Source organism: Cryobacterium sp. SO1 (assembly GCF_004210215.2).
Lineage (GTDB): Bacteria > Actinomycetota > Actinomycetes > Actinomycetales > Microbacteriaceae > Cryobacterium.
In genome coordinates this window covers 267596-293924 of record NZ_CP067394.1, presented here as the reverse complement: position 1 = coordinate 293924, position 26329 = coordinate 267596, and the positions used below count along the sequence as shown (strand labels likewise).

The 26329-nt window shown below is 68.1% G+C and carries 24 protein-coding genes and 1 tRNA gene; 9 read left to right on the top strand and 16 right to left on the bottom strand.

What is annotated here, in order from left to right; all coding sequences use genetic code 11:
* The first annotated feature begins 1 nt into the window (after window position 1).
* Both BJQ95_RS01435 and BJQ95_RS01430 read left to right on the top strand, forming a co-directional pair.
* Window positions 2–1474, top strand: coding sequence for a deoxyribodipyrimidine photo-lyase (locus BJQ95_RS01435; protein WP_130177235.1), 1473 nt, complete (start codon window positions 2–4; stop codon window positions 1472–1474).
* Between the two features lie 138 nt (window positions 1475–1612).
* Window positions 1613–3226 carry an HNH endonuclease signature motif containing protein gene (locus BJQ95_RS01430; RefSeq protein ID WP_256041485.1) on the top strand — a complete coding sequence of 538 codons (1614 nt, stop codon included), beginning with the start codon at window positions 1613–1615 and terminating at the stop codon, window positions 3224–3226.
* A gap of 267 nt (window positions 3227–3493) precedes the next feature.
* On the opposite strand, the gene BJQ95_RS01425 is transcribed toward BJQ95_RS01430, so the two are convergent.
* The 3 genes from BJQ95_RS01425 to aceA all read right to left on the bottom strand — a co-directional run bounded on the left by BJQ95_RS01425 (window position 3494) and on the right by aceA (window position 7506).
* A complete protein-coding gene (locus BJQ95_RS01425; protein ID WP_370688357.1) occupies window positions 3494–4147 on the bottom strand; it encodes an N-acetyltransferase family protein in 654 nt (217 codons plus the stop codon).
* Window positions 4148–4229: 82 nt separating this feature from the next.
* Window positions 4230–6071 carry a malate synthase A gene (gene aceB, locus BJQ95_RS01420; protein ID WP_130177345.1) on the bottom strand — a complete coding sequence of 614 codons (1842 nt, stop codon included), beginning with the start codon at window positions 6069–6071 and terminating at the stop codon, window positions 4230–4232.
* 58 nt (window positions 6072–6129) lie between these two features.
* Window positions 6130–7506 (bottom strand): isocitrate lyase, encoded by a 1377-nt coding sequence (gene aceA / locus BJQ95_RS01415; RefSeq protein WP_130177344.1) that lies wholly within the window; start codon window positions 7504–7506, stop codon window positions 6130–6132.
* 159 nt (window positions 7507–7665) lie between these two features.
* On the opposite strand from aceA, the gene BJQ95_RS01410 reads away from it, so the two are divergent.
* Window positions 7666–9192, top strand: a complete 1527-nt coding sequence (locus tag BJQ95_RS01410; protein ID WP_130177343.1) for a helix-turn-helix transcriptional regulator — start codon at window positions 7666–7668, stop codon at window positions 9190–9192.
* 297 nt (window positions 9193–9489) lie between these two features.
* On the opposite strand, the gene BJQ95_RS01405 is transcribed toward BJQ95_RS01410, so the two are convergent.
* The 4 genes from BJQ95_RS01405 to BJQ95_RS01390 form a co-directional block, all read right to left on the bottom strand.
* Window positions 9490–9951: a MarR family winged helix-turn-helix transcriptional regulator gene (locus BJQ95_RS01405; RefSeq protein ID WP_130176113.1), complete on the bottom strand. Its 462-nt coding sequence runs from the start codon at window positions 9949–9951 to the stop codon at window positions 9490–9492.
* Between the two features lie 99 nt (window positions 9952–10050).
* Window positions 10051–10893 carry a transglutaminase family protein gene (locus tag BJQ95_RS01400; RefSeq protein WP_130176112.1) on the bottom strand — a complete coding sequence of 281 codons (843 nt, stop codon included), beginning with the start codon at window positions 10891–10893 and terminating at the stop codon, window positions 10051–10053.
* A complete protein-coding gene (locus BJQ95_RS01395; RefSeq protein ID WP_130176111.1) occupies window positions 10890–11819 on the bottom strand; it encodes an alpha-E domain-containing protein in 930 nt (309 codons plus the stop codon). Before BJQ95_RS01395 ends, BJQ95_RS01400 begins: the two co-directional genes overlap by 4 nt.
* On the bottom strand, window positions 11813–13504 hold the full coding sequence (locus BJQ95_RS01390) for a circularly permuted type 2 ATP-grasp protein (RefSeq protein ID WP_130176110.1): 1692 nt from the start codon (window positions 13502–13504) through the stop codon (window positions 11813–11815). Before BJQ95_RS01390 ends, BJQ95_RS01395 begins: the two co-directional genes overlap by 7 nt.
* Window positions 13505–13778: 274 nt before the next feature.
* On the opposite strand from BJQ95_RS01390, the gene BJQ95_RS01385 reads away from it, so the two are divergent.
* Complete coding sequence (locus BJQ95_RS01385) at window positions 13779–15506, top strand: ATP-binding cassette domain-containing protein (RefSeq protein WP_256041484.1); 1728 nt, start codon at window positions 13779–13781, stop codon at window positions 15504–15506.
* Window positions 15507–15557: 51 nt separating this feature from the next.
* On the opposite strand, the gene BJQ95_RS01380 is transcribed toward BJQ95_RS01385, so the two are convergent.
* The 6 genes from BJQ95_RS01380 to BJQ95_RS01355 form a co-directional block, all read right to left on the bottom strand.
* Window positions 15558–16196 (bottom strand): GntR family transcriptional regulator, encoded by a 639-nt coding sequence (locus BJQ95_RS01380; RefSeq protein WP_130177042.1) that lies wholly within the window; start codon window positions 16194–16196, stop codon window positions 15558–15560.
* 206 nt (window positions 16197–16402) lie between these two features.
* Window positions 16403–17092 (bottom strand): 50S ribosomal protein L1, encoded by a 690-nt coding sequence (gene rplA, locus BJQ95_RS01375; RefSeq protein WP_130177041.1) that lies wholly within the window; start codon window positions 17090–17092, stop codon window positions 16403–16405.
* Between the two features lie 135 nt (window positions 17093–17227).
* A complete protein-coding gene (gene rplK, locus BJQ95_RS01370) occupies window positions 17228–17659 on the bottom strand; it encodes a 50S ribosomal protein L11 (protein WP_066592266.1) in 432 nt (143 codons plus the stop codon).
* Window positions 17660–17758: 99 nt separating this feature from the next.
* The gene (nusG, locus tag BJQ95_RS01365) at window positions 17759–18739 is read right to left on the bottom strand and encodes a transcription termination/antitermination protein NusG (RefSeq protein ID WP_130177040.1); all 981 of its coding nucleotides are present in this window, start codon (window positions 18737–18739) and stop codon (window positions 17759–17761) included.
* A 124-nt stretch (window positions 18740–18863) separates the two neighbouring features.
* A complete protein-coding gene (gene secE, locus BJQ95_RS01360; protein WP_130177039.1) occupies window positions 18864–19136 on the bottom strand; it encodes a preprotein translocase subunit SecE in 273 nt (90 codons plus the stop codon).
* Window positions 19137–19178: 42 nt separating this feature from the next.
* A tRNA-Trp gene (locus BJQ95_RS01355) sits at window positions 19179–19251 on the bottom strand.
* Window positions 19252–19421: 170 nt separating this feature from the next.
* Here BJQ95_RS01355 and BJQ95_RS01350 point away from each other — a divergent pair.
* The 3 genes from BJQ95_RS01350 to BJQ95_RS01340 all read left to right on the top strand — a co-directional run bounded on the left by BJQ95_RS01350 (window position 19422) and on the right by BJQ95_RS01340 (window position 22543).
* Window positions 19422–20624 (top strand): pyridoxal phosphate-dependent aminotransferase, encoded by a 1203-nt coding sequence (locus BJQ95_RS01350; protein WP_130177038.1) that lies wholly within the window; start codon window positions 19422–19424, stop codon window positions 20622–20624.
* Window positions 20625–20774: 150 nt separating this feature from the next.
* Window positions 20775–21671 carry an ABC transporter ATP-binding protein gene (locus BJQ95_RS01345; RefSeq protein ID WP_130177037.1) on the top strand — a complete coding sequence of 299 codons (897 nt, stop codon included), beginning with the start codon at window positions 20775–20777 and terminating at the stop codon, window positions 21669–21671.
* A complete protein-coding gene (locus tag BJQ95_RS01340) occupies window positions 21668–22543 on the top strand; it encodes an ABC transporter permease (protein ID WP_370688356.1) in 876 nt (291 codons plus the stop codon). Before BJQ95_RS01345 ends, BJQ95_RS01340 begins: the two co-directional genes overlap by 4 nt.
* A gap of 287 nt (window positions 22544–22830) precedes the next feature.
* On the opposite strand, the gene BJQ95_RS01335 is transcribed toward BJQ95_RS01340, so the two are convergent.
* The 3 genes from BJQ95_RS01335 to BJQ95_RS01325 are packed head-to-tail and all read right to left on the bottom strand — an operon-like array spanning window position 22831 to window position 24945.
* A complete protein-coding gene (locus BJQ95_RS01335) occupies window positions 22831–24054 on the bottom strand; it encodes a UDP-N-acetylmuramate dehydrogenase (RefSeq protein ID WP_130177036.1) in 1224 nt (407 codons plus the stop codon).
* Between the two features lie 7 nt (window positions 24055–24061).
* Window positions 24062–24502, bottom strand: coding sequence for a MaoC family dehydratase (locus BJQ95_RS01330; protein WP_130177035.1), 441 nt, complete (start codon window positions 24500–24502; stop codon window positions 24062–24064).
* Window positions 24499–24945: a MaoC family dehydratase N-terminal domain-containing protein gene (locus BJQ95_RS01325; protein WP_130177034.1), complete on the bottom strand. Its 447-nt coding sequence runs from the start codon at window positions 24943–24945 to the stop codon at window positions 24499–24501. The genes BJQ95_RS01330 and BJQ95_RS01325 overlap by 4 nt, the downstream gene beginning before the upstream one ends.
* A 109-nt stretch (window positions 24946–25054) precedes the next feature.
* Here BJQ95_RS01325 and BJQ95_RS01320 point away from each other — a divergent pair, with 109 nt between their 5' ends.
* Both BJQ95_RS01320 and BJQ95_RS01315 read left to right on the top strand, forming a co-directional pair.
* Window positions 25055–25531 carry a GNAT family N-acetyltransferase gene (locus BJQ95_RS01320; RefSeq protein ID WP_130177033.1) on the top strand — a complete coding sequence of 159 codons (477 nt, stop codon included), beginning with the start codon at window positions 25055–25057 and terminating at the stop codon, window positions 25529–25531.
* Between the two features lie 180 nt (window positions 25532–25711).
* Window positions 25712–26266 carry a HEAT repeat domain-containing protein gene (locus BJQ95_RS01315; RefSeq protein ID WP_130177032.1) on the top strand — a complete coding sequence of 185 codons (555 nt, stop codon included), beginning with the start codon at window positions 25712–25714 and terminating at the stop codon, window positions 26264–26266.
* Window positions 26267–26329 lie beyond the last annotated feature (63 nt).

Below are 26329 nucleotides of genomic sequence, written 5' to 3'. Positions count from 1 at the left end.
CATGACCGGCGGTTCCGCTGCCTCCGGCCCGGCCTCTCCCAGCACGGCCTCGACCGGCACTCCCTCGACCGCCCCGGCCCCGGCCCATCCTGACGGGCCCTCGCTGGTCTGGTTGCGTGACGACCTACGACTGGGCGACAACCCCGCCCTCACCGCGGCGCTCGAACGCGGCCGGCCGATCGCCCTGGTCTACCTGCTCGACGAGGTCTCCCCCGGCATCCGCCCGCTCGGTGGTGCCGCCCGCTGGTGGCTTCACCAGAGCCTGGTCTCGCTCGCCGCCGACACCGCGGCGCTAGGCGGCCGTCTGGTGTTGCGCCGGGGCGCGGCCGAGTCCGTGATCGGCGAACTCGTCGAGGAGCTCGGCGCCGGTGCCGCGTTCTGGAACCGCCGGTATGGGGCTGCAGAGCGTGAGGTGGACACCCGCATCAAGACCAGCCTGACCGAGGCCGGCGTCGTGGCGCACAGTTTCGCCGGTTCGCTCTTATTCGAACCGTGGACCATCCGCACCGGAGGCGGCACGCCGTACACGGTGTTCACCCCGTTCTGGCGGGCGTGCACCGCCGGACCGCCGCCGCGGGCACCCTACCCGGCGCCGTCGGAGCTCACCGACGCCGCACCCGCTCTGCCCGGTGACGACCTCGCGTCGTGGGAGCTGCAGCCCAGCCACCCGGACTGGGCCGGCGGCCTGCGCGAGGCGTGGACGCCCGGTGAGGCCGCCGCCCATCAACTGCTGGCGGCCTTCCTCGACGAGTCCCTGCCGAAGTACGGCACCGAGCGCGACCTGCCCGCGCAGCAGGCCACCTCGAGGCTCTCGCCCTACCTCCGCTGGGGCGAGATCAGTCCGCACCAGATCTGGCACGCCACCGATATCGCTCGCCGCGGCCTCAGCGGCGCGGCCGCCACTAGCGCCACCCGGTTCCTCACTGAGGTGGGCTGGCGCGAGTTCGCCTACCACGTGCTCTTCCACGCGCCCGATCTGGCCACCGCCAACCTGCGCCCCGGCTTCGACGCGTTCCCCTGGCCGCCGCTCGATGAGGCCGCGCTCTCGGCCTGGCAGCGGGGACGCACCGGCTTCCGCCTGGTGGACGCGGGCATGCGCGAGTTGTGGCGCACCGGCAGCATGCACAACCGGGTGCGCATGGTCACGGCGTCGTTCCTGATCAAGAACCTGCTCATCGACTGGCGGGAGGGCGAGCAATGGTTCTGGGACACCCTCGTCGACGCCGACCCGGCCAGCAACCCGTTCGGCTGGCAGTGGGTGGCCGGTTCCGGGGCGGATGCGGCACCGTACTTCCGGGTGTTCAACCCCGAGCTGCAGGCGGCCAAGTTCGATCCCACCAACGAGTACGTGCGCCAGAACGTGCCAGAGTGGGGCACCCCGTCGTACCCGCAGCCCCTCGTCGACCTCGGCGAGACCCGCCGGGCCGCCCTCGCCGCCTACGAGCACGTAAAGGCCACCCGCCCGTCCTCCTAGCCCGCCTAGCCCGCGAACTGTGAGTTAAGCACCGTGTTTTCGTGATTTTGGGTGCTTTTCTCACGGTTCGCGGATGGGGTGAGACGGGGGGGTGCGCGGGCAGGGGCGGTGTCGGTGGTAGGTGAGACGATCTCAGGTATGAGCATCACTGTTGAGGCACCAACGCCGGCTCCGGACGATGACGACCACTCTCCGACGCCCAGCCTGGACGAACAGGTCCAGGCCGATCTGATCCGCTACACCGAACTCATCGCGGCCCAGGACCGCCTGATCGCCAGGGCCCAGGCCCGCCGCATCGAACATCTCGTGGACATGCAGGACTGGAGCGAACAGCCCCAGGTCGCGTCCCGGCTGCACGGCAACCCGGAGAACATCCGCCTCGCCGACCACAACGCGGCCACGATGACGGCGGACCAGGCCCGCGCGGCCGCGCACAACCGGTGGGACGACCACGACGTCGCCCGGCGGACCATCGTGAGCGAAACCGCGTGCCTGACCCGGGTGGCCGAACGCACCATCGACCGGCAACTCGACGAGGCCCGGAACCTCTGCGGCTTCGCCCCGGCCACGTTCGAGGCCTTCGCGGCCGGACAGATCAGCTACCGGCACGCCACCACCCTGCTCGACCAACTGCGCTCACTCCCCACGGACCACCAAGCCGGGTTTGAAGAACGGATACTCCCGGAGGCCAAGCGACTCCCGGTGGGCCGGTTCCGCGACAAAGCCCGCCGGCTCCGGGAGCGGCTGCACCCGGAGTCCATCGTGACCCGCACCACCAACGCCCTGGCCGAGAGGCACACCCGGTGGGAGGCAGCCCCGGATGGGATGGGCTGGTTGCACTGGTACGGCACCGCCCACGACACCAAAGCCGCCTACACCCGGATCAACACCATGGCCGTGAAACTGAAAAAACTCGGCGACCCCACCCGGGCCGGCGACGCGGCCGGGGAAGCCGGCGGGCGGGCAGGCGCGGACGCGAGCGCGGGGACAGGCACCGAGGACGACGCGGCAGCCGGTGCGGGCTCCAACTCGCGCCTGGCTGAGGACGAGGAGCAGCACAAGCGCACCCTGGACCAACTCCGCGCCGACATCACCCGGGCCCTCCTGCTGGACGGCATCACCCCCGACGGGATGGGCGCCGGGATCCGCGGCACGGTCATGATCACCGTGCCCGTGCTCACCCTGCTCGGCCTGGACGAGGAACCCGCCACCCTCGAAGGCTACGGCCCGATCTCCCCCGAGATGGCCCGACAGATCGCCGGACACGCCCCCAGCTTCACCCGACTACTCACCCACCCCGAAACCGGAGTCGTACTCTCCCTGGGCAAAACCCAACACAAGAACACCACAGCCATGAAGAAATGGCTGAGGGTGCGCGACGAAACCTGCCGATTCCCCGGCTGCTCCCGGCCCGCGGTCACCAGCGACATCGACCACACCCACGACTGGGCCGACGGCGGCAACACCGACTGCGACAACCTCGCCCATCTCTGCGAACCCCACCACCGACTCAAACACCTCACCCACTGGCGAGTCACTCAACAACCCGGCGGGATCCTGCTCTGGACCTCCCCAGGCAAACGCAGCTACCGCACCGACCCCGCCAACCCCATGGGACCACCCCAGCCACACGCCCCGGTGGTGGGGCCGAAAACCCGGAAACGACCCCCGGAGGATAGCTACCTGATGCCTCCCCGGCACCGGCCAACCCGGACACCCACACCACCGGTCCCCGACAACCCGCCGTTCTAGCCACACGCAGGCAGGTCACGAGATCTACTTCGTACAGGCTCAGCACAAGCACTTCGACAGGCTCAGCACAAGCACTTCGACAAGCTCAGCACAAGCACTTCGACAAGCTCAGCACAAGCACTTCGACAGGCTCAGCACAAGCACGTCGACAGGCTCGACCAACGAGAGGGGCACACAGGTAGACAACTGACGCGGTCCACGTCGACACCCTCAGCACAGTCGAGAGGGTTGAGCGACGAAAAGGTGCGACACGCAGCTTTCGAATCGCTAGAGGGCGCGCTCCAGCACGTAGTCGTCTTCGTAACGCTCGCCCACCAGGAAGCGTTTGATGCCCACCTGTTCGAAGCCGTGCTTGCCATAGAAGCGGAGCGCTCGCACGTTCTCCTGGTTCACCCCAAGCCAGGAGCCCGCCACCCCACGCTCCCGCGCGGCATCGAGCGTGGCCGCCATCAGGGCGGCGGCCGTGCCACTTCCGTGCGACTCGGCGCGTACGTAGCACTTGCTGAGTTCGGCGGTCGGGCGAATACGAATCGTGGCCGCGGCATCCGCGTCGTGGGGTTCGCCGAAGACCAGCATCGTGTAGCCCAGCAGGAGTCCGCGTGGTTCCTCTCCGCCGACGGCCTCGGCAACGAGTAGCAGTCGGTCGGGGTCGGCGAGGAAGGTCTCGAAGTTGGCCGGCGCGAGCACACGGGTAAGGAACGCGGCGATGGCGTCGGCGCTGGTATGCGGAGGGCAGGCGAGCGCGAAGGTGGCGGCCGCAAGCTCGGCGAGCGCCGCGGCCTCATCGGGTCGGGCCAGGCGTATGCGCAGCCCGGCGGCGGGCCGGGTCGGCGCGGAGCCGGTCGGTGCGGAGCCGGTCGGTGCGGAGCCGGTCGGTGCGGGGTCTATCGGCCTAGAGTCTGTCGGCGTCGTCTCGGTCACTATCCCAGCTTCACATTCCCGCGTCGGGCGCGCAAACGGCCCCGTCGGGGTGCCGACGGGGCCGATTGTCTGTGCCGAACGCCTACAGGTAGCGGGCGTATGCGGCGACGGTGAGAAAGGTCGGGAAATCGGCCTCGAGCGCCGAGGACCGGAACACCTCGAGGGCGTCGTCGAACCGGTTTCCGGCTGTGCGCGGCAGTGCCGCCATCTCCTCGGCGACCAACCCGGCCACCCACTCCGCGTCGATCCGGCGGCCATCGTCGAGCGCCGAATTGTCGTGGATCCACTGCCAGATCTGGGAGCGAGAGATCTCCGCCGTCGCGGCGTCCTCCATCAGGTTGTCGATGGCCGCCGCGCCCACGCCACGCAGCCAGGACTCGATGTAGCAAAGCGCGATACGCACGTTGTCGCGCACCCCGGCCTCGGTGATCTGGCCGCCGGCCGACGCCACATCCAGCAGGTCCGCAGCGGTGACGTGCACCTCGTCCCGCGTGCGGTCCAGCTGGTTGGGCCGGTCGCCGAGCACGGCATCGAACTCGGCCCTGGCGGTGGGGATGAGGTCCGGATGCGCCACCCAGGTGCCGTCGAAGCCGTCGCCGGCCTCCCGGCGTTTGTCGGCGGCAACCTGTTCCAGCGCTCGCTCGGTCACGGCGGGGTCGCGCCGGTTGGGGATGAAGGCGCTCATGCCACCGATCGCGTACGCGCCCCGTCGGTGACAGGTGGCCACGAGCAGCTCGGTGTACGACCGCATGAACGGCACCGTCATGGTGATCTCCCGACGGTCGGGCAGCACGAACCGGCGGCCCCTGGCGCGGAAGGTCTTGATGATGCTGAAGATGTAGTCCCAGCGGCCGGCGTTCAGGCCCGCGCAGTGGTCGCGCAGTTCGTAGAGGATCTCGTCCATTTCGAACGCGGCCTGGATGGTCTCGATCAGCACCGTGGCGCGGATGGTGCCGTGCCCGAGGTTCAGGTGGTCTTCGCTGTGGCTGAAGATGTCGTTCCACAGTCGCGCTTCGAGGTGGCTCTCCAGCTTGGGCAGGTAGAAGTACGGGCCGCTGCCGTTCTCAATCAGCTTCTGCGCGTTGTGGAACGCGTAGAGGCCGAAGTCCACCAGGCTGCCGGAGGCCGGCATCCGTCGGTTGGCCCGGTCGACGAAGGTGAGGTTCTTCTCCACCAGGTGCCAACCGCGCGGCCGCATGACAATTGTCGGCGTGGACCCGGGGGTCGCACCATCCTGCCGGTCGGACGGGGCGCCGGTGACCCGGTACGCCTTGCCGTCAGGGCCGTCATACGACAGGGTGCCGCGCACGGCATCGATCAGGGTGAGCTGGCCCTCGATCACGTTGGCCCAGGTGGGGCTGGTGGCGTCCTCCTGGTCGGCCAGCCACACCGCCGCACCGGAGTTCAGGGCGTTGATGGCCATCTTGCGGTCGGTCGGGCCGGTGATCTCCACCCGGCGGTTCTGAAGGCCCGGCCCCGGCCCGGCCACCCGCCAGGAGGGATCGTCCCGGATATGCGCGGTCTCGGGCAGGAACCGGGGGTCCCGGCCGTTGGCGGCATCCACCCGGGTCTGCAGCCGGGCGGCCAGCAGGTCGTGCCGGGTGCCGGCGAACCTGTCGTGCAATTCGGCGAGGAACTCGAGGGCCGCCGGCGTGAGGACCTCGTCGTAACGGTCGCCGAGAGTTCCGGTGACCTCGAGGTGGGGGTGGATGGTGGCGAAGCTGCCGGTGCTGGTCTCGCCGAAGGCTCGGGCCGGGCGTGGAGCGCTGGCGACCCGCGTCCCGGTGGCAGGGGTTGTTCCGGTGGTCGAGCTTGTCCCGGTGGTCGAGCTTGTCCCGGTGGTCGAGCTTGTCCCGGTGGTCGAGCTTGTCGAGACCCGTCGAGCGGCACTCGGCGGAGCTGCGGACAGCGGTGATGTTGTCATGATCGTGTTCTCCTTGGAAGCGATACGAATGTCTGTGCTGGTGACAGGGCGAGGCCGGTTAGAACTGCTCGGCCTCGGTGGATCCGGCCAGCGCGAGGGTGGCGCTGGTGGGGTTGAGCGCGGTGGCGATCCGATCGAAGTAGCCGGTGCCCACCTCCCGCTGGTGGCGGGTGGCGGTGTAGCCGTCGACCTCCGAGGCGAATTCGGCCTCCTGCAGGTCGACGTATGCGCTCATCTGACGCTCGGAGTAGTCCTTGGCCAGGGTGAACATGGAGTGGTTGAGGGCGTGGAAGCCGGCCAGCGTGATGAACTGGAAGGCGTAACCGCAGGCGGCGAGCTCTTTCTGGAACACCGCGATCTGCTCGTCGTTGAGGTGGGATTTCCAGTTGAACGACGGAGAGCAGTTGTAGGCGAGTTTTTTGCCGGGGAACTGGGCATGGATCTCCGTGGCGAAGCGCTGGGCGAGTGCGAGGTCGGGCTCGCTGCTCTCCACCCAGAGCAGGTCGGCGTAGGGCGCGTAGGCCAAGCCGCGGGCGATGACCACATCGGGTCCGTTCGCGGTGTCGTAGAACCCCTCGGCGGTTCGGGAACCGGTGAGGAATTCCTGGTCACGCTCGTCGATGTCGCTCGTGATGAGGGTGGCGGCGAGCGAATCGGTGCGCGCGATGATGATGGTGGGCACACCCGCGACATCCGCCGCCAGCCGGGCCGCGTTGAGGGTGCGGATGTGCTGACCGGTGGGCACGAGCACCTTGCCGCCCATGTGGCCGCACTTCTTCTCGCTGGCCAGCTGGTCCTCCCAGTGCACGCCGGCCGCCCCGGCCTCGATCATCGACGCCATCAGCTCGTAGGCGTTCAGCGGTCCGCCGAAGCCGGCCTCGGCGTCGGCGACGATGGGCGCCATCCAGTCGATGCCGGTGCCGTTGTCAGTGGCGTCGGATGCTGCCGCTTCCGATCCTTCGATCTGGCCGGCCCGCAGCAGCGCGTTGTTGATGCGCCGAACGACGGCGGGCACTGAGTTCGCCGGGTACAGCGACTGGTCGGGGTAGGTCTGGCCGGACAGGTTGGCGTCGGCCGCGACCTGCCAACCCGAAAGGTAAATGGCCTTGAGCCCGGCGCGAACCTGCTGCACGGCCTGGTTGCCGGTGAGGGCGCCGAGCGCGGCGACCCACTCCGGGTTCTCCGGGGTGCCGTTCTGGTGGATGAGCTCCCAGAGCTTCTCGGCGCCGCGTCGAGCCAGGGTGCGCTCTTCCCGAACCGCACCGCGCAGCGCGATGACGTCCTCGGCGGTGTAGTCGCGACGCACGCCCTCCCAGCGCGGGTCGGCGGCCCACTCCAGGGCGAGTTCTGCGGCCGTCTGAGTCTGGTCGCCGGGCCGGGCTCCGGATGCGGGGGTGCCTGATGCGTTGGGGCCGGATGCGGTGGGGTGCGTCATGGTGTTCTCCTCGGTCTGCGTCATTGCGGATCGTGCGGGGCGGATCTGGTGCGTGCACCCACTCTGCGGCGCGCCATCGCCCGCATCCCCGGCTCGTTCCGAAGAAGAATTCCTGTTCTTCCGGTTGTGTGAACAATCGCCGCATGTGACCATGAGCACATGGTCACCGTCGATCCCAGCTTTTCGTCCCCCGCCGCACCCACCCGACCGGCGCCTGCCCCGATCAGGCCCTCCGGCGCCGCCGACCCGGGCGAAACCGGCCTCGACGCCCTCACCCTGGGTCGTCGCATCCGGGACCGGCGGCATCGGCTCGGACTCACCCTCGACACCCTCGCCGCGGCCGTCGACCGGGCACCCTCGCAGATTTCGATGATCGAAAACGGCAAACGCGAACCGCGCCTGTCGATGCTGCGACTGATCGCCGCGGCGCTGGACACCTCAGTCGACGAGCTACTGCGCACCGATGCGCCCAGCCCCCGGGCGGCGCTGGAGATCGCCGTCGAACGGGCTCAACGCGGGCCGGTCTTCACGGCCCTCGGGCTGCCCCGGTTCCGGGTCGGCCCCGGCCAACCCGACGAGACCCTGCAGACCATCCTCACCCTGCACAACGAGATCGAACGGCTGCACCGGGAACGCGCGGCCACCCCGGAGGAGGCCCGGCGCGCCAACGCCCAGCTGCGCGCCGAGATGCGCGAGCGGGACAACTACTTCCCCGACCTCGAGGCGCAGGCGCTTGAGCTGCTCACGGCCGTCGGTCATTCCGGCGGCCCGGTCTCGCACCAGGTGGTCGCCGACATGGCCGCCCACCTCGGCTTCTCCCTGCACTACGTGGGTGACCTGCCGCACTCCACTCGGTCGGTGACCGACAAGCGCAACGGACGAATTTACTTGCCCACCGAGCAGTCAGCGTCCCGCGACAGTCGCTCCCCGATCCTCCAGGCCTTCGCCAGCCACCTCTGCGGGCACTCGGAGCCGGAAAGTTACGCCGACTTTCTGCGACAGCGGGTGGAGACCAACTACCTGACCGCCGCCATCCTGTTGCCCGAAACCGACACCCTGCGCCTCTTGAACGACGCCAAAGCCGCCCGCCGGATCTCGCTCGAAGACCTGAGGGATGCCTTCTCGGTGTCTTACGAGACCGCCGCGCACCGCTTCACCAACCTGGCCACGGCCAGGCTGGGCATCCCGGTGCACTTCATGAAAGTGCACGAGTCCGGCACCATCATCAAGGCCTACGAGAACGACGACGTGCAGTTCCCCAGCGACGCCCTCGGCGCCGTGGAGGGCTCCACGGTCTGTCGCAGCTGGACCGCCCGCACGGTCTTCGATGTGCCCGACCGGTTCAGCCCCTGGTACCAGTACACCGACACGCCGTCCGGCACCTTCTGGTGCACCTCACGCATCGAGAAGGCCAAGGAAGGCGACTACTCGGTGAGCGTCGGCGTGCCGTTCACCCACGTCAACTGGTTCCGCGGCCGGGAGACCACCAACCGTGCGGTGTCCAGCTGCCCGGATGAATCCTGCTGCCGGCGGGCACCCGATACCCTCTCCGGCCGGTGGGAAGGCCAATCCTGGCCGGTTGCCCGCACCCCCACGAGCCTGCTCGCCGCCCTGCCAACGGGCACCTTTCCCGGCGTCGACCCCACCGAGGTCTACGAGTTCCTCGAGGCGCACTCCCCCGCCTGACTGCCACGCCTCCCGCCGTGGCTCGCCCATTTCGGCTAGTCGTTGCCACTGTCGCACTAGCGATTCCGGGCAAGTCGCCCAAGCGTGCCGCGAGACTCGCCCGGTTTTGCTAGTTGGGCGGCGCGCGTATTAGCAGAATCGGGCGAATCAGGACTCGCAGGGCGGGCGGCTCGGGACGGCGGGCGCGCCGCGCGGGCGGGCGGCTCGGGCGGGCGCGCCGCGCGGGCGGGCGGGCGGGCGGCGGAGGCTCGGGCGGGGTCAGACCGAGGCTCAGGCGGGGTCAGGCCGGAGCTCGGGTCAGGCGGAGGCTCGGGCCAGGTCGGGCAGGCGGTGCAGGGCGTCGACGAGCGGGCCGAGCTCCGGCTCCTCCTCGGCGGCGGACAGAGCGCCGGCGAGCGCGTCGTCGTAGACCGGGCGGGCCCGGGCCAGCAGGGCCTTGCCGGTCTCGGTGAGCTCGGTATAGATGCCCCGACGGTCGTCGGCGCAGAGGATGCGGGTGAGCAGCGCCCGGTCCTCCAACCGGTTCACCAGGCGGGTCGTCGCACTGCTCGACAGCGCCGCGGCACGCGCGAGCTGCTGCATCCGCATGTGCCAGCCGTGCTGGCGGCTGAGGGCATCCAGAACAGTGAACTCCACCACCGAGAGGTCGAAGCCGGCCTGCAGGGCGCGCTCCAGCACGGTCTCGATGCGGCCGTGCAGGGCGGCGAGCGTGCGCCAGCCCTGCGCCCGGACCTCGACGGCGTCGTCTTCGATGCTCATCCGTGCTGCTCCCTCGACCTGACTCCAGCTACAAACGCAAGTACAACGCGCTTGCAACTACCAGTCTAGGCAGCCCGGCCGCCGCAGCCCAGCCGACTCTCACGACTCCCGGGTGATCTCCACCTTCACGAACAGCTGTGACCCGCCCGACCCGGCGTAGACACCGCGCAGCGGGGCGATGTCGTTGTAGTCCCGGCCGCGACCCACTCCCACGTGCCGGTCGCCGATGTCGATCAGGTTTGTGGGATCGTAGCCGCGCCAATCTCCGCAGAACCACTCCACCCAGGCATGCGACTCCCCGGTGACGGTCTCCCCGATCGCAGCCTGGGGCTTGGGGTGCAGGTAGCCGGACACGTAGCGGGCCGGGATACCGACCGAGCGAAGCGCCCCGAGGGCCACGTGGGTGATGTCCTGACAGACTCCGCGCTTGTCGGACCAGGCCTCGCGGGCATTGGTCTTCACACCGGTGACCCCCTGCACGTAGGCAATGTTCTCGCCCACGAACCGGCAGATCGCCAGCGCCGCGTCACACGGGTCCAGCCGGCCGGCGATTTCGGCGGCGCTGGCCACCACATCCTCCGGCGGCTCGGTGAGAGGCGTCTGCCAGGACTGTTCGACCGACGAGGTCGACCTGGCCACCAGCGCCGCCAGGTCGCCCCAAGGCATCGGATGCAGCGGGTGCTCCCGTGGCGACACCTCCACCAGGCTGTTGGCGGTGAGGGTGAGCTCGGCATGCGGGGTGAGCACCTCGAACGACGACACCCGGGTGCCCCAGTAGTCCACGTAGTTGTGGTTGCTCGACACCGGGCTGATGTCCAGGTTGGAGTACAACACGAATTGGTCCGGCGACGTGCCAGGCAGCATCCGCGCCTCGTTGTACGACGTCGCGACCTCACCGTTGTACCGGTAACCGGTGGTGTGCCGGATGCGCAGGCGCTTCACGATGCCTCTCCCGTCCAGGTGGGCACAGCGCTGGTCGGGAAGTACCGTTGCCCGATCGACTCCGACGCGGTGCTGGTGGCGTCCTGCACCATGTCCATGTGCCCAGGCAGGTCGTTCAGGATCTCCATGATCGGCCGGTATTCCAACTGGCTGCGGATCTGGCCGAGCACCCGCTGGGACGACTCGGAGACGCCTAACCGGTCGGTGCGCGGTTCCAACTCCTGCAGGCACTGCTCCGCCCGCGAGATCGAGAAGACGATCGACCGCGGGAACAGCCGGTCAAGCAGCAGGAATTCGGCAGCGTTCCGGGCCGAGGGCACCCCACGGTAGGTGCGCAGATACGACTCGTACGCCCCGCAAGAGCGCAGGATGGTCGTCCAGGACGGCCCGCTGTTCTCGGTCAGCGACCGGGTGGCCAGCAGCCGCGCGGTCATGTCGGCCTGTTCGAGGCTGCGGCCCAGAGTGAAGAAGTGCCAGGCGTCGTCCCGGCTGGCGCTGGACTCGACGATGCCCACGGCCAGGGCCGCGCGTTCGCGCACCCAGCCGAAGAAGTCGTGCGTCTTGGCGCTGGCGATGTTCTTAGGCATCTTCGTGTACGTGGTGTTCAGGCACTCCCACAGTTCGGTCGACACGATCTCCCTGGCCCGCCGGGCGTTCTCCCTGGCGGCGCCGAGCGAGTACGCGATCGAGGCCGGATGCGTGCGGTCCGCCGCCAGGGTCGCGAGCACGTCCTTGCGGGTCAGCTCACGGTCGGGCGGTACCGAGCTGCCCATCAGGTGCAGCAGGGACCGGCAGGCCAGGTTTTCTTCGATCCACGGGTCCTCCAACAGCAGCTGCAGGTGCACGTCCAGGATGCGGGCCGTGCCGTCGCTGCGTTCGATGTAACGGCCGATCCAGAACAGGCTCTCGGCGATGCGGCTCAGCATTCGAGGATCCTTCCGGCTGGAGTGATGGCGTGTTGCTGTTGCTGTTGCTGTTGCTGTTCTTGATCCTGGTCGCCTCCCGGCGGGGTGTCCTGCGGGGAATGGTCGACGACCCGGGTCGGGATGACCGAGATGGACTGGGTGTTTGCGGCCTGGTCGTTGACGAGACCTTGGATGTTGCGGGCCGAGCCGCCACCGGTGTTGAAGTCGGGCTCGAGCCCGATCACCCAGGTGTCCTTCGAGCCGCCGCCCTGGCTGGAGTTCACCACGAGCTCACCCTCAGGCAGGGCCACCCGAGTGAGCCCGCCGGGCAGCACCCAGACATCCGACCCGTCGTTCACGGCGAACGGACGGAGGTCCGCGTGCCGGGGACGCATCCCGTCGTCGACGAGGGTGGGGATGGTCGACAGCTGCACCACCGGCTGGGCGATCCAGCCGCGCGGATCCGCGAGCAGCCGTTGCCGCAGGGTCTCCAGCTCCGTCTTGGACGCCGCCGGCCCCACCACGAGGCCCTTGCCGCCGGAGCCGTCGACGGGCTTGACCACGAGTTCGTCGAGCCTGTCGAGCACCTCCTCCAGCGCGAGCGGGTCTTCGAGCCGCCAGGTGTCCACGTTGGGGATGATCGCATCCTCGCCGAGGTAGTACTTGATCAGCTCGGGCAGGTAGGTGTAGACCAACTTGTCGTCGGCGACGCCGTTGCCCACAGCGTTGGCGATGGTCACGTTGCCCAGGCGTGCGGCCATCAGGATGCCCGGCGAGCCCAACTGCGAATCGGCGCGGAACTGCAGGGGGTCCAGGAACTCGTCGTCGACCCTGCGGTAGATCACGTCGACCCTTGTGGGACCGGCGGTGGTGCGCATCCAGACCCGGCCGCCGGAGCAGAACAGGTCGCGGCCCTCGACGAGCTCCACCCCCATCAGCCGGGCCAGCAGGGTGTGCTCGAAGTAGGCGGAGTTGAAGACGCCGGGGGTGAGCACCACGATGTTGGGGTCGTCGACGCCGGCCGGGGCCGAGGCGCGCAGGGCCTGCAACAGCTTGTTGGGGTAGTCGCCCACCGGGCGCACCCGCATCGAGACGAACAGTTCGGGCAGGGTCTGCGCCATCACGCGCCGATTGGAGATGACGTAGCTGACCCCGCTGGGCACGCGCACGTTGTCTTCGAGCACCCGCCAGGCGCCCACCTCGTCTCGGATCAGGTCGATGCCGGACACCTGGATCCGCACGTTGTTCGCCGACGTGATCCCAGCCGCCTGACGGTGGAAGTGCTTGGACGACGTGATCAGGCCGGCCGGAATGACTCCGTCCCGCACCGCTGCCTGCGGGCCATAGATGTCGGCGAGGAAGGCCTCCAGCGCGAGGACCCGCTGCTTGATGCCGGCCTCTACGTTCACCCATTCCGGCTGCTCGATCACCCGGGGCACGGCGTCGAGCGGAAACGGCCGCTCCTCGCCGGCGAAGTCGAACGTCACCCCCTGGGCCAGGTAGGAGCTGGCCAGGGCGTCGGTGCGCCCCCGCAGTTCCTCCTGGGTCATACGGGCGAGCGCGTTGTACACATCCTTGTAGGCCGCCCGGGTTTCCGTGGGCGAGAGCGACGACGGATCCGGGAACATCTCGTCCCAGGCCGACGTTGCGCCTCGCTCGCGGGGCGGTGCGGAGGTAGCGCCATAGCCGCTGAAGAGGTCAACCATGACTGGATGTTAGTCGCCCGGTGTTGCCGGTTTGTTTCCTGCTTGCGGCGCGTCCGGTCGGTCGTCCGGGGTGCCCCACCGAGCACCGGACCGACCGATTTGTCGTCGCCACCATGCAATATGCATGCACGATCAGGTAATTGACTGCGTCGCGCCCGGCAGATCTGCCAAAATCGGTGACACACTGCGGCTTTATTGCATACAGTTAGCACAAGTCCGATTCTGCCGCACACGTCAGTTCACGTTCGGCCGCACCAACAAGATCCGAGCACTCATGCGCGCTGTTGTATGGCCCCGATGGTTGGGGCTGCTGGTCCTGCTGTCCCTGGTGGTCTCCCCAGTGGTTATCACGTGGTCGCTGGCCGGACCTGACACCGCGTTGCTGCGCTCACTTTCGGAGCGGCTGCCGTTTGCCGCCGGCACCGTCGTTGCACCGATCCTGTCCGGTCTCCTGGGCGTCGGTTTAGGCCTCCTGGTCCCGCGGCGCCACGGCTGGGCCGACCAGCGGTTTCGTGCCCTGATTCTTGCCGGGGGCGCCGTGTGCCTGCTCTGGTTGACGCTCGTGAGTGTCTTCTGGTTTGCGGTGCAGGGTGAGATCCTGCCGTTCCTGGCCGATGAGGCGTCTGCCGGCGCCGGCCTGGACACCCTGAACACCCTGCTCATTCCGGCCACCATCGCGATGTTCGGCGGCGCTGTCGCCGTCGCCGTTCACGTCCGGGCGGCGACGCTGATCATGGCCGCCGAGGGACACGTGCAAACCTCCCGCAGCCGGGGGCTGCCCACCACCTGGCCGGTCGTTCGCCGGGTGCTCCACCGCACACTACCCGCAGTCGTGGCCATCCAACTCGTCGAATTCCTTGTGTTCTACGGTGGCTCACTGACTGTTCAGGGCGCATTCGCCGCACCGCTCCCGGCCACCGACCTGCCCCGGCTGCTCCCCACCGAAAGCCTGCCCATAGTACTCGGGAGCATCCTGCTCGGCACCGTCGGCTTCGTGATGGCTGCCCTCGCCCTCGCAACAAGCACCCCTCCGCCCATGGTCGACACGCGGCTGCGGACTTCGGCCCAGGACGGCGGGCTCGCCGCCCTGCTCGCCCCACCTGGACTCTCCTCAGCGCTGCCCAGCGCTCCCCAGCCCAGCGCTCCCCAGCCCAGCCCCACCCAGCCCAGCCCCACCACGCCGGCCCTAGCCTCCATAGGTTTCCGGGCCGCCGATTTCCTCGACATCCGCGATCTGCGCACGCACTCGACCGGGGAAGGGGCGCAGCGGGAGCCGCTGGGCGGCGTCAGCCTCACGCTGCCGCGTGGGCAGACCCTTGCGGTCATCGGCGACGACCCTGACGGCACCTCGTTGCTTTGTCAGTCCATCTCGGGGATGCAGCAGCTGAGGCACGCAGCCATGTCCGGGTCGATCCTGTTCGACGGTATCGAGCTCGTTGGGCTGCCTGAGCGGGACTTCCGGCACCTGCGGGGGCGGCGCATCGGGTTCCTGACCGCGCCGGCCGCCGACCGCCTCGACCCGAACGTTCGCATCGGTCGGCACCTCGTGACGCTGGTCACCCGCCAGACCGAAACGCCCCGTTCCCTAGCAGCCTCGGTTGTTCTGGCGCTGCTCGTCCGGGTCGGCGTTGACGACGCGGAGAGGGTGTTCGCGGCCTACCCCGGTGAGACGCCGGCGGTGACCTGCCAGCGAGTGCTGCTCGCCGGCGCGCTGGTCGGCGGGCCGCAACTGGTCGTCGCTGACGATCCCACCAGGGGCTTCTCTGCCGGTGACGAGGCGGAATTCCTGGACCTGCTGCGCTCGCTGCAACAGGAGCGCGGCTTCACCCTCATCGCTGTGTCTTCGAGGGTGGAGATCGCCGTACGATGCGACCGGGTCGCGATCATGAGCGACGGCGCGATCGTCGAGTATGCCTCGGTTCCGGAGCTGCTGACCGCCCCTCAGCATCCGCACACCCAGCGGCTGGTCGCGCGGGGCGCGCCGGGATCCAACGGCCCCTGACGCTCACTGTCGAACCCCGGTTCGAGCCAGACCGCGCGATTCGCGCGTCGGTCAGGCTTCGCTGACGGCGTTGCGGGCGCCGAGGATGTGCGATCGCATGGCCGCTTCGGCCCAAATGCTGTCGCGCGTGCGCAAGGCCGTGAGGATATCGCGGTGCTGGTGGTTGCTCCGCGAGCGGTACAGCGCACCGTGCGCGCGGAAGGCGGCCTCCATCAACGGCACCCGGGCAACTGAGGTGGTGAGGGCCGTCAGTTGCGGGCTGCGGGAGGCGGTGACCACGATGCGATGGAACTCGGCGTTAAGCCTGCCCAGCTCGGCGACTCCGAGGTCGTCGTCGGCCGTCACCAGGGGTTCCATGGCGTCGATGAGCACGCTGAGCATGGCGATTTCGTCTGGCGTGATCCGGCTGGCGGCCAGGCCTGCGGCCCGGCTCTCGAGCCCGGCCCGAACGAAGTAGGTTTCTCGAACCTGTTCGACGGTCCACGGCACGACCTGGGCGCCGCGATTGGGCACGACTGTCACCAGCCCGGCCTCGTCGAGGCGACGAAGCGCTTCCCGAACCGGGGTGCGACTCACCCCGAGTTCCTCGGCCAGGGCCTGTTCCCTCAGCATCAGGCCAGAGCCCAGCTCGCCGGAGAGGATGCGCGCGCGCAGGGTAAGATAGACCGTTTCCCCGCCTGTTGACGCCACGATTCCCCTCCTTCGCGACGGGCACTACTGCCCGTGCTACCGAGCTTGACACAGTACCGCCGTCAACGGGGGCTACCCTCGCCAAACCTCGCAGACTGCCCAGTACTGGGGTGACGGCGCCACCACCCCGGGCACACAAAAGGGCCCGTCTGGCGACGGGCCCCTGTTGCAATGTGCGTTTCTTGCGAAGCGCTCCAGCGAAATGCTTAGATGCTGTTCACATCAAGCGGGATGCCGGGACCGAAGGTGGTCGAGACAGCGCCCTTGGTGATGTAGCGGCCCTTGGAAGAGCTCGGCTTGAGGCGAACGATCTCCTCGAGCGCTGCGCTGATGTTTTCGCCCAGCTGGTCGGCCGAGAACGAAGCCTTGCCAACGACGAAGTGCACGTTGGAGTGCTTGTCGACGCGGAATTCGATCTTTCCGCCCTTGATGTCGGACACGGCCTTGGCGACGTCAGGCGTCACGGTTCCGGTCTTCGGGTTGGGCATGAGACCGCGCGGGCCGAGGACCTTACCGAGACGACCGACCTTACCCATGAGCTCGGGGGTCGAGACGGCGGAGTCGAACGAGGTATAGCCGGCGGCCACCTTCTCGATGAGCTCGTCGCCACCGACCTCGTCGGCGCCCGCAGCGATGGCTGCCTCAGCCGCGGGGCCCGTTGCGAAGACGATGACGCGGGCGGTCTTGCCGGTGCCGTGCGGAAGAATCACCGTGCCGCGGACCATCTGGTCGGCCTTGCGGGGGTCGACGCCGAGCTTAAGCGCGACCTCGACGGTGGAGTTGAACTTGACGGAGCCGGTCTCGCGAGCGAGGGTGACGGCTTCGGTGGGGGTGTAGAACTTATCGGCTTCGATCTTCTCGACCGCAGCGCGGTAGGCCTTTGACTTGGGTGCCATTTTGAATCTCCTGTAGATGCATGTGCTGAGAGCGTGGTTTTCGTGAGCCTGGCTGGCTCTTCCACTTGGTGCCAGTCGGCAGGTCGCGAAGACCATGCCTGTCGGCGGGTGTTCGACGAGTCGAACGAGAAGGTGTTAGCCCTCGACCGTGATGCCCATCGAACGAGCGGTTCCGGCGATGATCTTCGACGCGGCGTCGAGGTCATTGGCGTTGAGGTCAACCATCTTGGCTTCGGCGATTTCGCGAACCTGCGCCTTGGTGAGCTTGGCAACCTTGACGGTGTGCGGGGTTCCGCTGCCCTTGGCAACTCCTGCGGCCTTCTTGATGAGCTCCGCCGCGGGCGGGGTCTTCAGGATGAAGGTGAAGGAACGGTCGTCGTACACGGTGATCTCAACCGGGATGACGTTGCCGCGCTGCGATTCGGTCTGGGCGTTGTAGGCCTTGCAGAATTCCATGATGTTCACGCCGTGCTGACCCAGCGCCGGCCCGATGGGCGGTGCGGGGTTGGCGGCGCCGGCCTTGATCTGAAGCTTGATCAGACCAGTAACCTTCTTCTTCGGTGCCATGTTCTTTTCCTTTTCGGTGATCGAACCCGGGATCGAGCTAGTCGAGATCCAGGTTCTCCCGCGTCCCCGGCATTTCCGGGGGGCGGTGGTTGGGGGAGGTTAAAGCTTGGTGACCTGGTCGAAGCTGAGCTCGACCGGGGTCTCGCGCTCGAAGAGCGACACAAGCACGATGAGCTTGCCGCTCTCGGGCTTGATCTCGCTGATCGAACCGGGCAGGCCCGCGAACGAGCCTTCCTTGATCGTGATCGTCTCGCCGATTTCGTAGTCGATCTCGGCGGGCAGAACGCGCTGGGCGGCCTTGCCGGGAGCGCCGGACTTGGTGACCGGAACATCCTTGATCTCAACGAGGCCCTTGAGCATGCCGAAGGCTTCTTCGAAACGCAGCGGGGTGGGGTTGTGCGCGTTGCCCACGAAGCCGGTGACCCCGGGGGTGTGGCGCACGACAGACCAGCTGTCTTCGTTGAGGTCCATGCGCACCAGGACGTAGCCGGGGATGCGCACACGGGTGACCATCTTGCGCTGGCCGTTCTTGATCTCGACGACGTCTTCCATCGGAACCTCGACCTGGTAGATGAAATCTTCCATGGCCATCGACTGCTTGCGGTTCTCGATGTTCGACTTCACGCGGCGTTCGAAGCCGGCGTAGGAGTGGATGACGAACCACTTGCCGGGCTGGAAGCGCAGTTCCTTGCGGAAGGCTTCGTACGGGTCTTCCTCTTCGGCTTCAGCGTCAGCGTCAGCGTCAGTCTCGGCGGAAGCGTCGGCGTCGCCGTCGACCTCTTCCTCGTCTTCAACGGCTTCGACGGCGGCCTCGGCCTCGTCGGCGGAGTCGATGTCGAGGGCGTCTTCGACGATGGCATCGGCCTCGGGGTCCGTGGACTCGGCGAGGGCGTCCAGCGCGGCGTCGAGGTCGTCTTCGACGTCGGCGTTTTCGTCTTCAACGTGCAGGGCGACCTGCTCGGCGGCTTCGACCGACGTTTCGTCGGCGGCGAGGGTGTTGCCCTCTTGCGCCTCATCGTCGTTGGAGGACTGCTCGGCGGCGGTGGCCCAGTCGACGTCGTCGCGATTGGTCTCAGTCACTAAATATCAATCCTTCTTCTATTGCGCGGGCGTGAGGCTGCAGCGTTCTGATCACTGCTGTGGTGCTCGCTCACCGATCCACGTTGTTCATGATCAGTCATCGGTGCCGCTAGTGCGGCACGGGTCAACTGGGAGTGCCGAACACGTACGTGACGACGAGCGCGAACACCCAGTCGAGTGCCGATACCAGCGCCATCATGATCACGACGAAAACCAGAACCACACCGGTGTAGCTGAGCAGTTCCTTGCGGGTCGGGGTGACGACCTTGCGGAGTTCGGCCAGGACCTGCTTGATAAACAGGGACACCCGAGCGAACGGACCGCGTTTGGTTTCGCGGGCCACTCTGGCGTTGGCGACGATTTCCTCGCTGGGTTCGTCGATAACTTTTCGGGCCACCTGTTACACCTTTCGTGGGCCGGCGGAAAGACCACCGACTTGCAGGGCGGACAGGACTCGAACCTGCAACCTGCGGTTTTGGAGACCGCTGCTCTACCAATTGAGCCACCACCCTATGGAGCGAAACCTGTCGCCTTCCTCAGCGCCTCTTCCGGTCAAACGACCAAAATAGGCGCAAGAAAGCTTGGCAGATTTCAACTACCGGAACAAGTCTAGGTCACGGCGAAGGCCCTGTAAAGCCAGCGCCCCTGTTCCCCGCACACGACGGCCCCGTATGCTCGTAACGTGGCACACGACATCAAACGGATCTCGACCAGAATCGGCTCCATTGCGGAGTCCGCAACCCTCAAAGTCGACGGCAAGGCCAAGGCGCTGCAGGCCGCCGGCCGGCCGGTGATCAGCTTCGCCGCGGGCGAGCCGGACTTCCCGACCCCGCCGCATATCGTCGAGGCCGCACTGGCCGCCGTGAAGGATCCCCGCAACCACCGGTACACGCCGGCAGCCGGCCTGCCGGAGTTGCGCGAAGCCATCGCCGCGAAGACGCTGCGCGACAGCGGCCTGGCCGTTCCGGCATCCCGGGTGCTCGTCACCAACGGTGGCAAGCAGGCCGTCTACCAGGCCTTCGCCACCCTGCTCGACCCGGGTGACGAGGTGCTGCTGCCCACGCCGTACTGGACCACCTACCCGGAGGCGATCCGCCTCGCCGGCGGCGTGCCGGTCGACGTGTTCGCCGGAAGCGACCAGGGCTACCTGGTCACGGTCGAGCAGCTCGAAGCCGCCCGCACCGACAAGACCAAGGTGCTCCTTTTCGTCTCCCCCTCCAACCCCACTGGCGCCGTCTACTCCGAGGACGAGACCCGGGCCATCGGCGAGTGGGCCGAGGAGCACGGGCTCTGGGTGATCAGCGACGAGATCTACCAGAACCTCACGTATGACGGCGTGCGCGCGGTCTCGATCGTCGAGGCCGTCCCGGCCCTGGCCGACCGCGCCATCCTGGTCAACGGGGTCGCCAAGACCTACGCCATGACCGGCTGGCGCCTGGGCTGGATGGTGGGGCCGCAGGACGCAATCACGGCCGCGGCCAACCTGCAGTCGCACCTCAGCTCCAATGTGTCGAACATCTCCCAGCGCGCGGGCATCGCGGCGTTGAACGGCCCGCAGGACGCCGCAGAGTCCATGCGGGTCGCGTTCGACCGCCGTCGCAAGCTAATTGTCGCCGAGCTCAACAAGATCCCCGGCATCCGCACACCCACCCCGCAGGGCGCGTTCTACGTCTACCCCGACGTGACCGGTTTGCTGGGCCGAACCTGGGGCGGGATCACCCCCACCACGTCGCTCGAGCTGGCCGACCTGATCCTGGATCAGGCCGAGGTCGCCGCGGTTCCTGGGGAGGCCTTCGGCCCGAGCGGGTTCCTCCGCTTGTCCTACGCTTTGGGCGACGATGCGCTCCTGGAGGGCATCCGCCGCCTCCAGAAGCTGTTCTCCTAGCCCATCAGCTCTCCGCGAACTGTGAGCTAAGCACCTAAACGCGCGAGTTTTCGGGGCTTAACTCACGGTTCGCGTGTCCACCGGGCGGTGGATGGGGACATCGACCAGAAAGGTGTTGCCCCGGGGCGGCTCTGGGGCGATTGTGGGTACATGACAACTCCACCTCCGGCCGTGCGTGTGGCGCGGCTGCGCAAGTCGTACGGCCCGTTCGATGCCGTCAACGACATCAGCTTCGACATCCGCCCCGGTGAGACCTTCGCACTGCTCGGCCCGAACGGCGCGGGCAAGAGCAGCACCATCGAGATCCTCGAGGGCTACCGCGACCGTTCGGAGGGTGACGTCACGGTACTGGGCGAAGACCCTCAGCATGCCGGTCTGGACTGGAAGGCCCGCATCGGCATCGTCCTGCAGTCCAGCGGCGAGAGCGGCAACGCCACGGTCATCGAGCAACTGCGGCACTTCGCCGGCCTGTACCCCAACCCGCGATCGGTGGACGAGGTCCTCGCCGCGGTCGGGCTTGAGGAGAAGGCGAAAACCCGCATCCACAAGCTTTCGGGCGGGCAGCAACGGCGGGTGGATGTGGCGCTGGGCATCATCGGCCGGCCGGAACTGCTGTTCCTGGACGAGCCGACCACCGGCTTCGACCCCGAGGCCCGGCACCAGTTCTGGGACCTCATTCGCACCCTCAAGTCCGAGGGCACCACGATTCTGCTGACCACCCACAACCTCGACGAGGCTGCGGAGCTGAGCGACCGTGCGGGCATCATCGTCGGGGGCAAGCTCATCGACATCGGCACCATCGGCGAGCTCGGCGGCCCGGCCGCGCGCATCCCGGTGGTGCGCTGGCAGGACGCCGACGGGGCGGCGCAGGAGTTCCGCACCGAGACGCCGGCCCGGCTGGTCGCCCAACTGGCCAGGGATCTCGGCGGCGAACCCGCCGAGCTGCAAATCATCAGGCCCAGCCTCGAAGACATCTACCTGGGCTTGGTGCGCGGTCACGCGGCCGGCAGCACCAGCGACACCGAAAACACGGAGGTGCTCGCATGAGCGCGACGCTGACCCCGCCACCGACCGCGCCGCAGCCCGCACCGCACCGCACCGCCCGGCACGGTATGTTCGCTCTCGGCCTGGCCCGGGTGGGCTTCGAGATCAAGCTGTACTTCCGCTCCACCGACACGGTCTTCTTCACATTCCTGTTCCCGTTCATCATGCTGGGCATCTTCACGGCCGCATTCAGCGCGCAGGGCAACATCGGCACCAACCCGGACGGCTCCGGCGGCATCAGTGTGGGCGCGTACTACCTGCCCGGCATGTTGGCCGCCGGCATGCTGCTCTCCGGGCTGCAGAACCTCGCCATCGACATCGCCGGCGAGAAGGGTGACGGCACCCTCAAGCGGCTCGGCGGCACACCGTTGTCGCCACTGAGCTACTTCATCGGCAAGATCGGCCAGGTGCTCGTCACGGGTACGGTACAAGCGATCCTGCTCCTCGTCGTGGCCCGGTTCGTCTTCGACATCGCCCTGCCAACCGAGCCGGAGAAGTGGCTCACCTTCGTCTGGGTGTTCCTGCTCGGCGTGATCACCTGTGCGTTCCTGGGCATCGCCCTCTCGGCCCTGCCCCGGTCGGGCCGGAGCGCCTCGGCCGTCGTGATCCCGATCGTGTTGGTGCTGCAGTTCATCTCCGGCGTCTACCTGCAGTTCAACCTGCTCCCCGACTGGATGCAGAACGTCGCCGGCCTGTTCCCGCTCAAGTGGATGGCGCAGGGCATGCGTGCGGTCTTCCTGCCCGACTCCTTCGCGTCGCAGGAGCAGAACGGCGCCTGGGAGCTCGGCCTGGTGGCGCTGGCGCTGCTGATCTGGCTGGTGGTGGGGCTGGTCGGCAGCCGGCTCACCTTCCGCTGGATCCGCAAGGACGCCTGATGCGCGTGTTCGACAAGCTCGGCGTGAGCGACCGCACCCGCGCGGTCACCCTGGCCGTAGAACTGCGCCTGCTCTAGCCCACTCATCCCCACCCGTTGCCCGCCGGGAGCGCCGGACACGGTCTCGCGAGAAGGCACTTCGGGGGCTCTGCAACTGGCCCCAACTGTCCTCTCGCCGGCGGCGTCCCTTGCGAGAAGGCACTTTGGGGTAGTCCGGGGCTCCACAACTGGCCTTAAATGCCCTCTCGGCGGCAGCCTCGTGAGAGGGCAGCAGCGGCAGCCTGGCTGCTAGAGCAGGGAGAAGCCCACGAAGACGGGTTCGGGGTGCAGGATGACGCCGAAGTCGGCCTGCACCCGCTGCTGCACGAAACGGGCCAGCTGGCCGATCTCGTCGGCGGTGGCCCCACCCGTGTTGGTGATGGCCAGGGTGTGCTTGCTCGAGATCGCCGCGGCGGAGCCGGGCAACCTGAAGCCCCGCTGGATGCCGGAGTGCTCGATCAGCCAGGCGGCGCTGAGCTTCACGGTGCGCAGGACCTCCGTGCCCGGCATCGGCCCCACCCCGGCGTACTCGTCGAGCGGGATCACCCGGTCGGGCAGCTCGATCTCGGCCTGCTTCCAGCGCGGCGCCTCGGCGGGCAGGGAGCGGGCGAAGCTCTCGGTCACGATCGGGTTGGTGAAGAACGACCCGGCGCTGAAGGTGTCAGGGTCGGCGTCGTTGAGCACCATGCCCTTGCTCGCCCGCAGCTCGAGCACGCTCCGGCGGAGGTCGGCCAGCGGCACCCGGTCGCCCACCTGCACCCCGAGGGCGTGGGCCAGCTGCGGGTAGGTCACCGGTTGGCTCAGGGCGCTGCCGAGCACGGCGGCCTGCGGCGACATGTCGCGCAGGTCCAGTTCGATGGCGAGCACCACACCCCGGCGGCCCTGCTTGAGCACCGAGGTGCGGTAGCCCAGCCCGAGCTCGGCGGCGCTGAGGTGCTCCACCTCGCCGGATTCGTAATCGAGGAAGTCGATGGCGGCCAGGCTGCTGGCCAGTTCCTGGCCGTAGGCGCCGATGTTCTGTACCGGGGCGGCGCCGCTGGTGCCCGGGATGCCGGAGAGCGCTTCGATGCCGGCCCAGCCGTTGGCCACGGTGAGCGCGACGAGGTCATCCCACGGTTCACCGGCCTGCACACGGATGCGCACGGCTCGCCCGTCGACATCCCCGTCGCTACCCGGCACGGTCACGGGCTCGCTCACGGGCGCGGTCGTCTGCCCTGGAGCCGTATCGAGCACCTGCACCCCGCGGGTGCACACCCGGATGACGGTACCGTCGAAGCCGGCGTCGGCCGCGACAGTGTTCGAGCCGCCGCCCAGCAGCATCCACGGCTCGTCGGAGGCCCAGGCATCGAGGGCGGCCTGGATCAGACCGGCCTCGTTGCCGGGCGCCACGAGGTGCGCCGGGGCGCCGCCCACTCGCAGGGTCGTCAGCTCGGACAGGGGCACGGGCGCCGGAACAGGCACGGGCTCAGTCATGACAGTCCTAGGCCAGGGAGACGCGCGCCTGCGCCTTGCCGAGAACGGTGACCGAGTTGAAGGTCACGGTGAGGTCGATCCGGGCCACCCCGGCATCGGTGTCCAGCGCTCCCACCTTGGCGACCACCGTCACGACGGCGCCGAGGTCGGGGTCGACCGGCACCGGCCGGGTGAACCGCACCTGGTAGTCGAGCACCCGGGCCGGGTCGCCGGCCCAGTCCACGACCGGCTGGATGGCCAGGCCCATGGTGAGCATGCCGTGGGCGAGCACACCGGGCAGTCCCACCGCGTGGGCCACGTCGTCGCGGTAATGGATCGGGTTGAAGTCGCCGGAGGCGCCTGCGTAGCGAACGAGGGAGTCCCGGGTCAGCGGAAAGCTGCTCTCCGCGACGATGTCACCCACCGTGAGGGTGTCAAGGGCGGGCGTGACGGGTGCGCTGACGGTCATTCGTCTCCCCTGACGACGAGGGTGGAGGTGGCAGTGACCACGTGGGCGCCGGTGGCGTCGACGACGGTCGACTCCGCGGTGACCATCGAGTGGCCGCCGAGGCTCTTCACGCTGGCGACGCGAAGCGTTGCGGTGAGTTCGTCACCGGCCACGATCGGGCGGCTGTAGCTGAAGCGCTGGTCGCCGTGCACCACCCGGGTGAAGTCGATGCCCGCGTCTGGTTCGGCGAGGAGCTGGGCGAGCGTCGCCTCCTGCACCACGACGGCGAATGTGGGCGGCGCAACGATGTCGCTGTGCCCGGCGACGCGGGCGGCGTCAGGGTCGAAGTTGATCGGGTTGGTCGCGAAGACTGCACGCGAGAATTCGCGCACCTTCTCCCGGCCGACGAGATACGGCGGCACGGCGGGAAAGACCCGGCCCTGGATTGCTGGATTCACGGACACGTACCGAGTGTACTTGCGCCACGCAAGCGGGCGCTGGGCGGTGCCCGCTCGGGACGCACCGGCCGGCAGAGAATTGTCCAGAAGGTGAGGTTAAGGCAGACTTAGCCCAGTGGATTACGTACAGGTCGCACTGACCGCCCCTGAGGTTGCCCCCTTGCTCACCGGCCTGCGCCAGGAGTACGACGCCCGGTACGGGCCGGGCGCCGGCGAGTCGGTTCTGGATGTCGACGCGGGCGAGTTCGACGGGCCGACCGGCGCTTTTGTGGTGCTGCTCGATGAGGGCACCACGGTCGCCGGTGGCGGCATCCGTCGCATCGACGACACCGTCGTGGAGATCAAGCGGATGTGGACCAACCCCGACTACCGCCGTCAGGGTTACGCCAGCCGGATGCTGCGCGAGCTCGCCGGCTTGGCCCGCCAGCTCGGCTATCAGCGGGTGCGGCTCGAAACCGGCTACGCCCAGCCCGAGGCGTTGGCGTTGTACCGGCGGCTGGGTTTTGTGCAGATCGACAGCTACGGCCCGTACGAGAACGCCACGGCCTTCGAGCTGAGCCTGGACTTCGTCACGACGAAGCCCCGCCACTGACGGCAGCGAGGGCCGGCAGGGATCTCCAGAGCACGACGGCGGCGGTGTCGAGCGGCCTTGGACCGCGGTGCTTCCGAGTGGGTCAATCGCGACACCGTCCGCCAAATCACTGAGACGGAATGCGTCACCTGACCCCCGGAAGCCACACCGATCCGCTACGAGGGATAACGTTGACTCGTTATGCATAACAAATTGACCCCACACCCCGATCTTCCGATCGACCTGCCCACGGCCGAACGTCTTGCCAAGGCCGTCGAGCACTACGGCGAATCGACCGTCGTCGACCACTCCGTTGCCCTGATGCGCGGCAAGAACGCCGGTAAGGACTTCCTCCTCTATGTGGGCGGTCGGCACGCGCTCGGCATCCTCGAGGGTGCGCCCGCGCTGTATTGGCCCGAGCTGTGGGGCGCCCGCGCCCTGCTGCATGTCTGGAACGACTCTGCCGCCCCATACGTGGTCGTCGGCTTGAACAACGAGGCCTGGCGCATCCGCGAGATGTGCGCGAAGGTCGTCATGCTTCGGAAGCTCGATGTTGCGCCCAAGCTCGTGAAGGCCACCACCGACGAGGTGCCCCGCGTGCGGGTCGCCGCCCTCAACGCCCTCGCCCTTCAGGGTCGCGAACAGGACATCCCGACCATCGTGGTTCGCCTGCGCGACCCCGACAAGGATGTGCGCCGCGCCGCCCAGCAGGCCCGCGACGCCATCACGACCCGGCTCAACCTTCCCAAGGAGTAACCCACGAACGCCATCGCCGCTCCGCACCAGGACACACCGCGCCGGAACACTCAGCCGTACCGC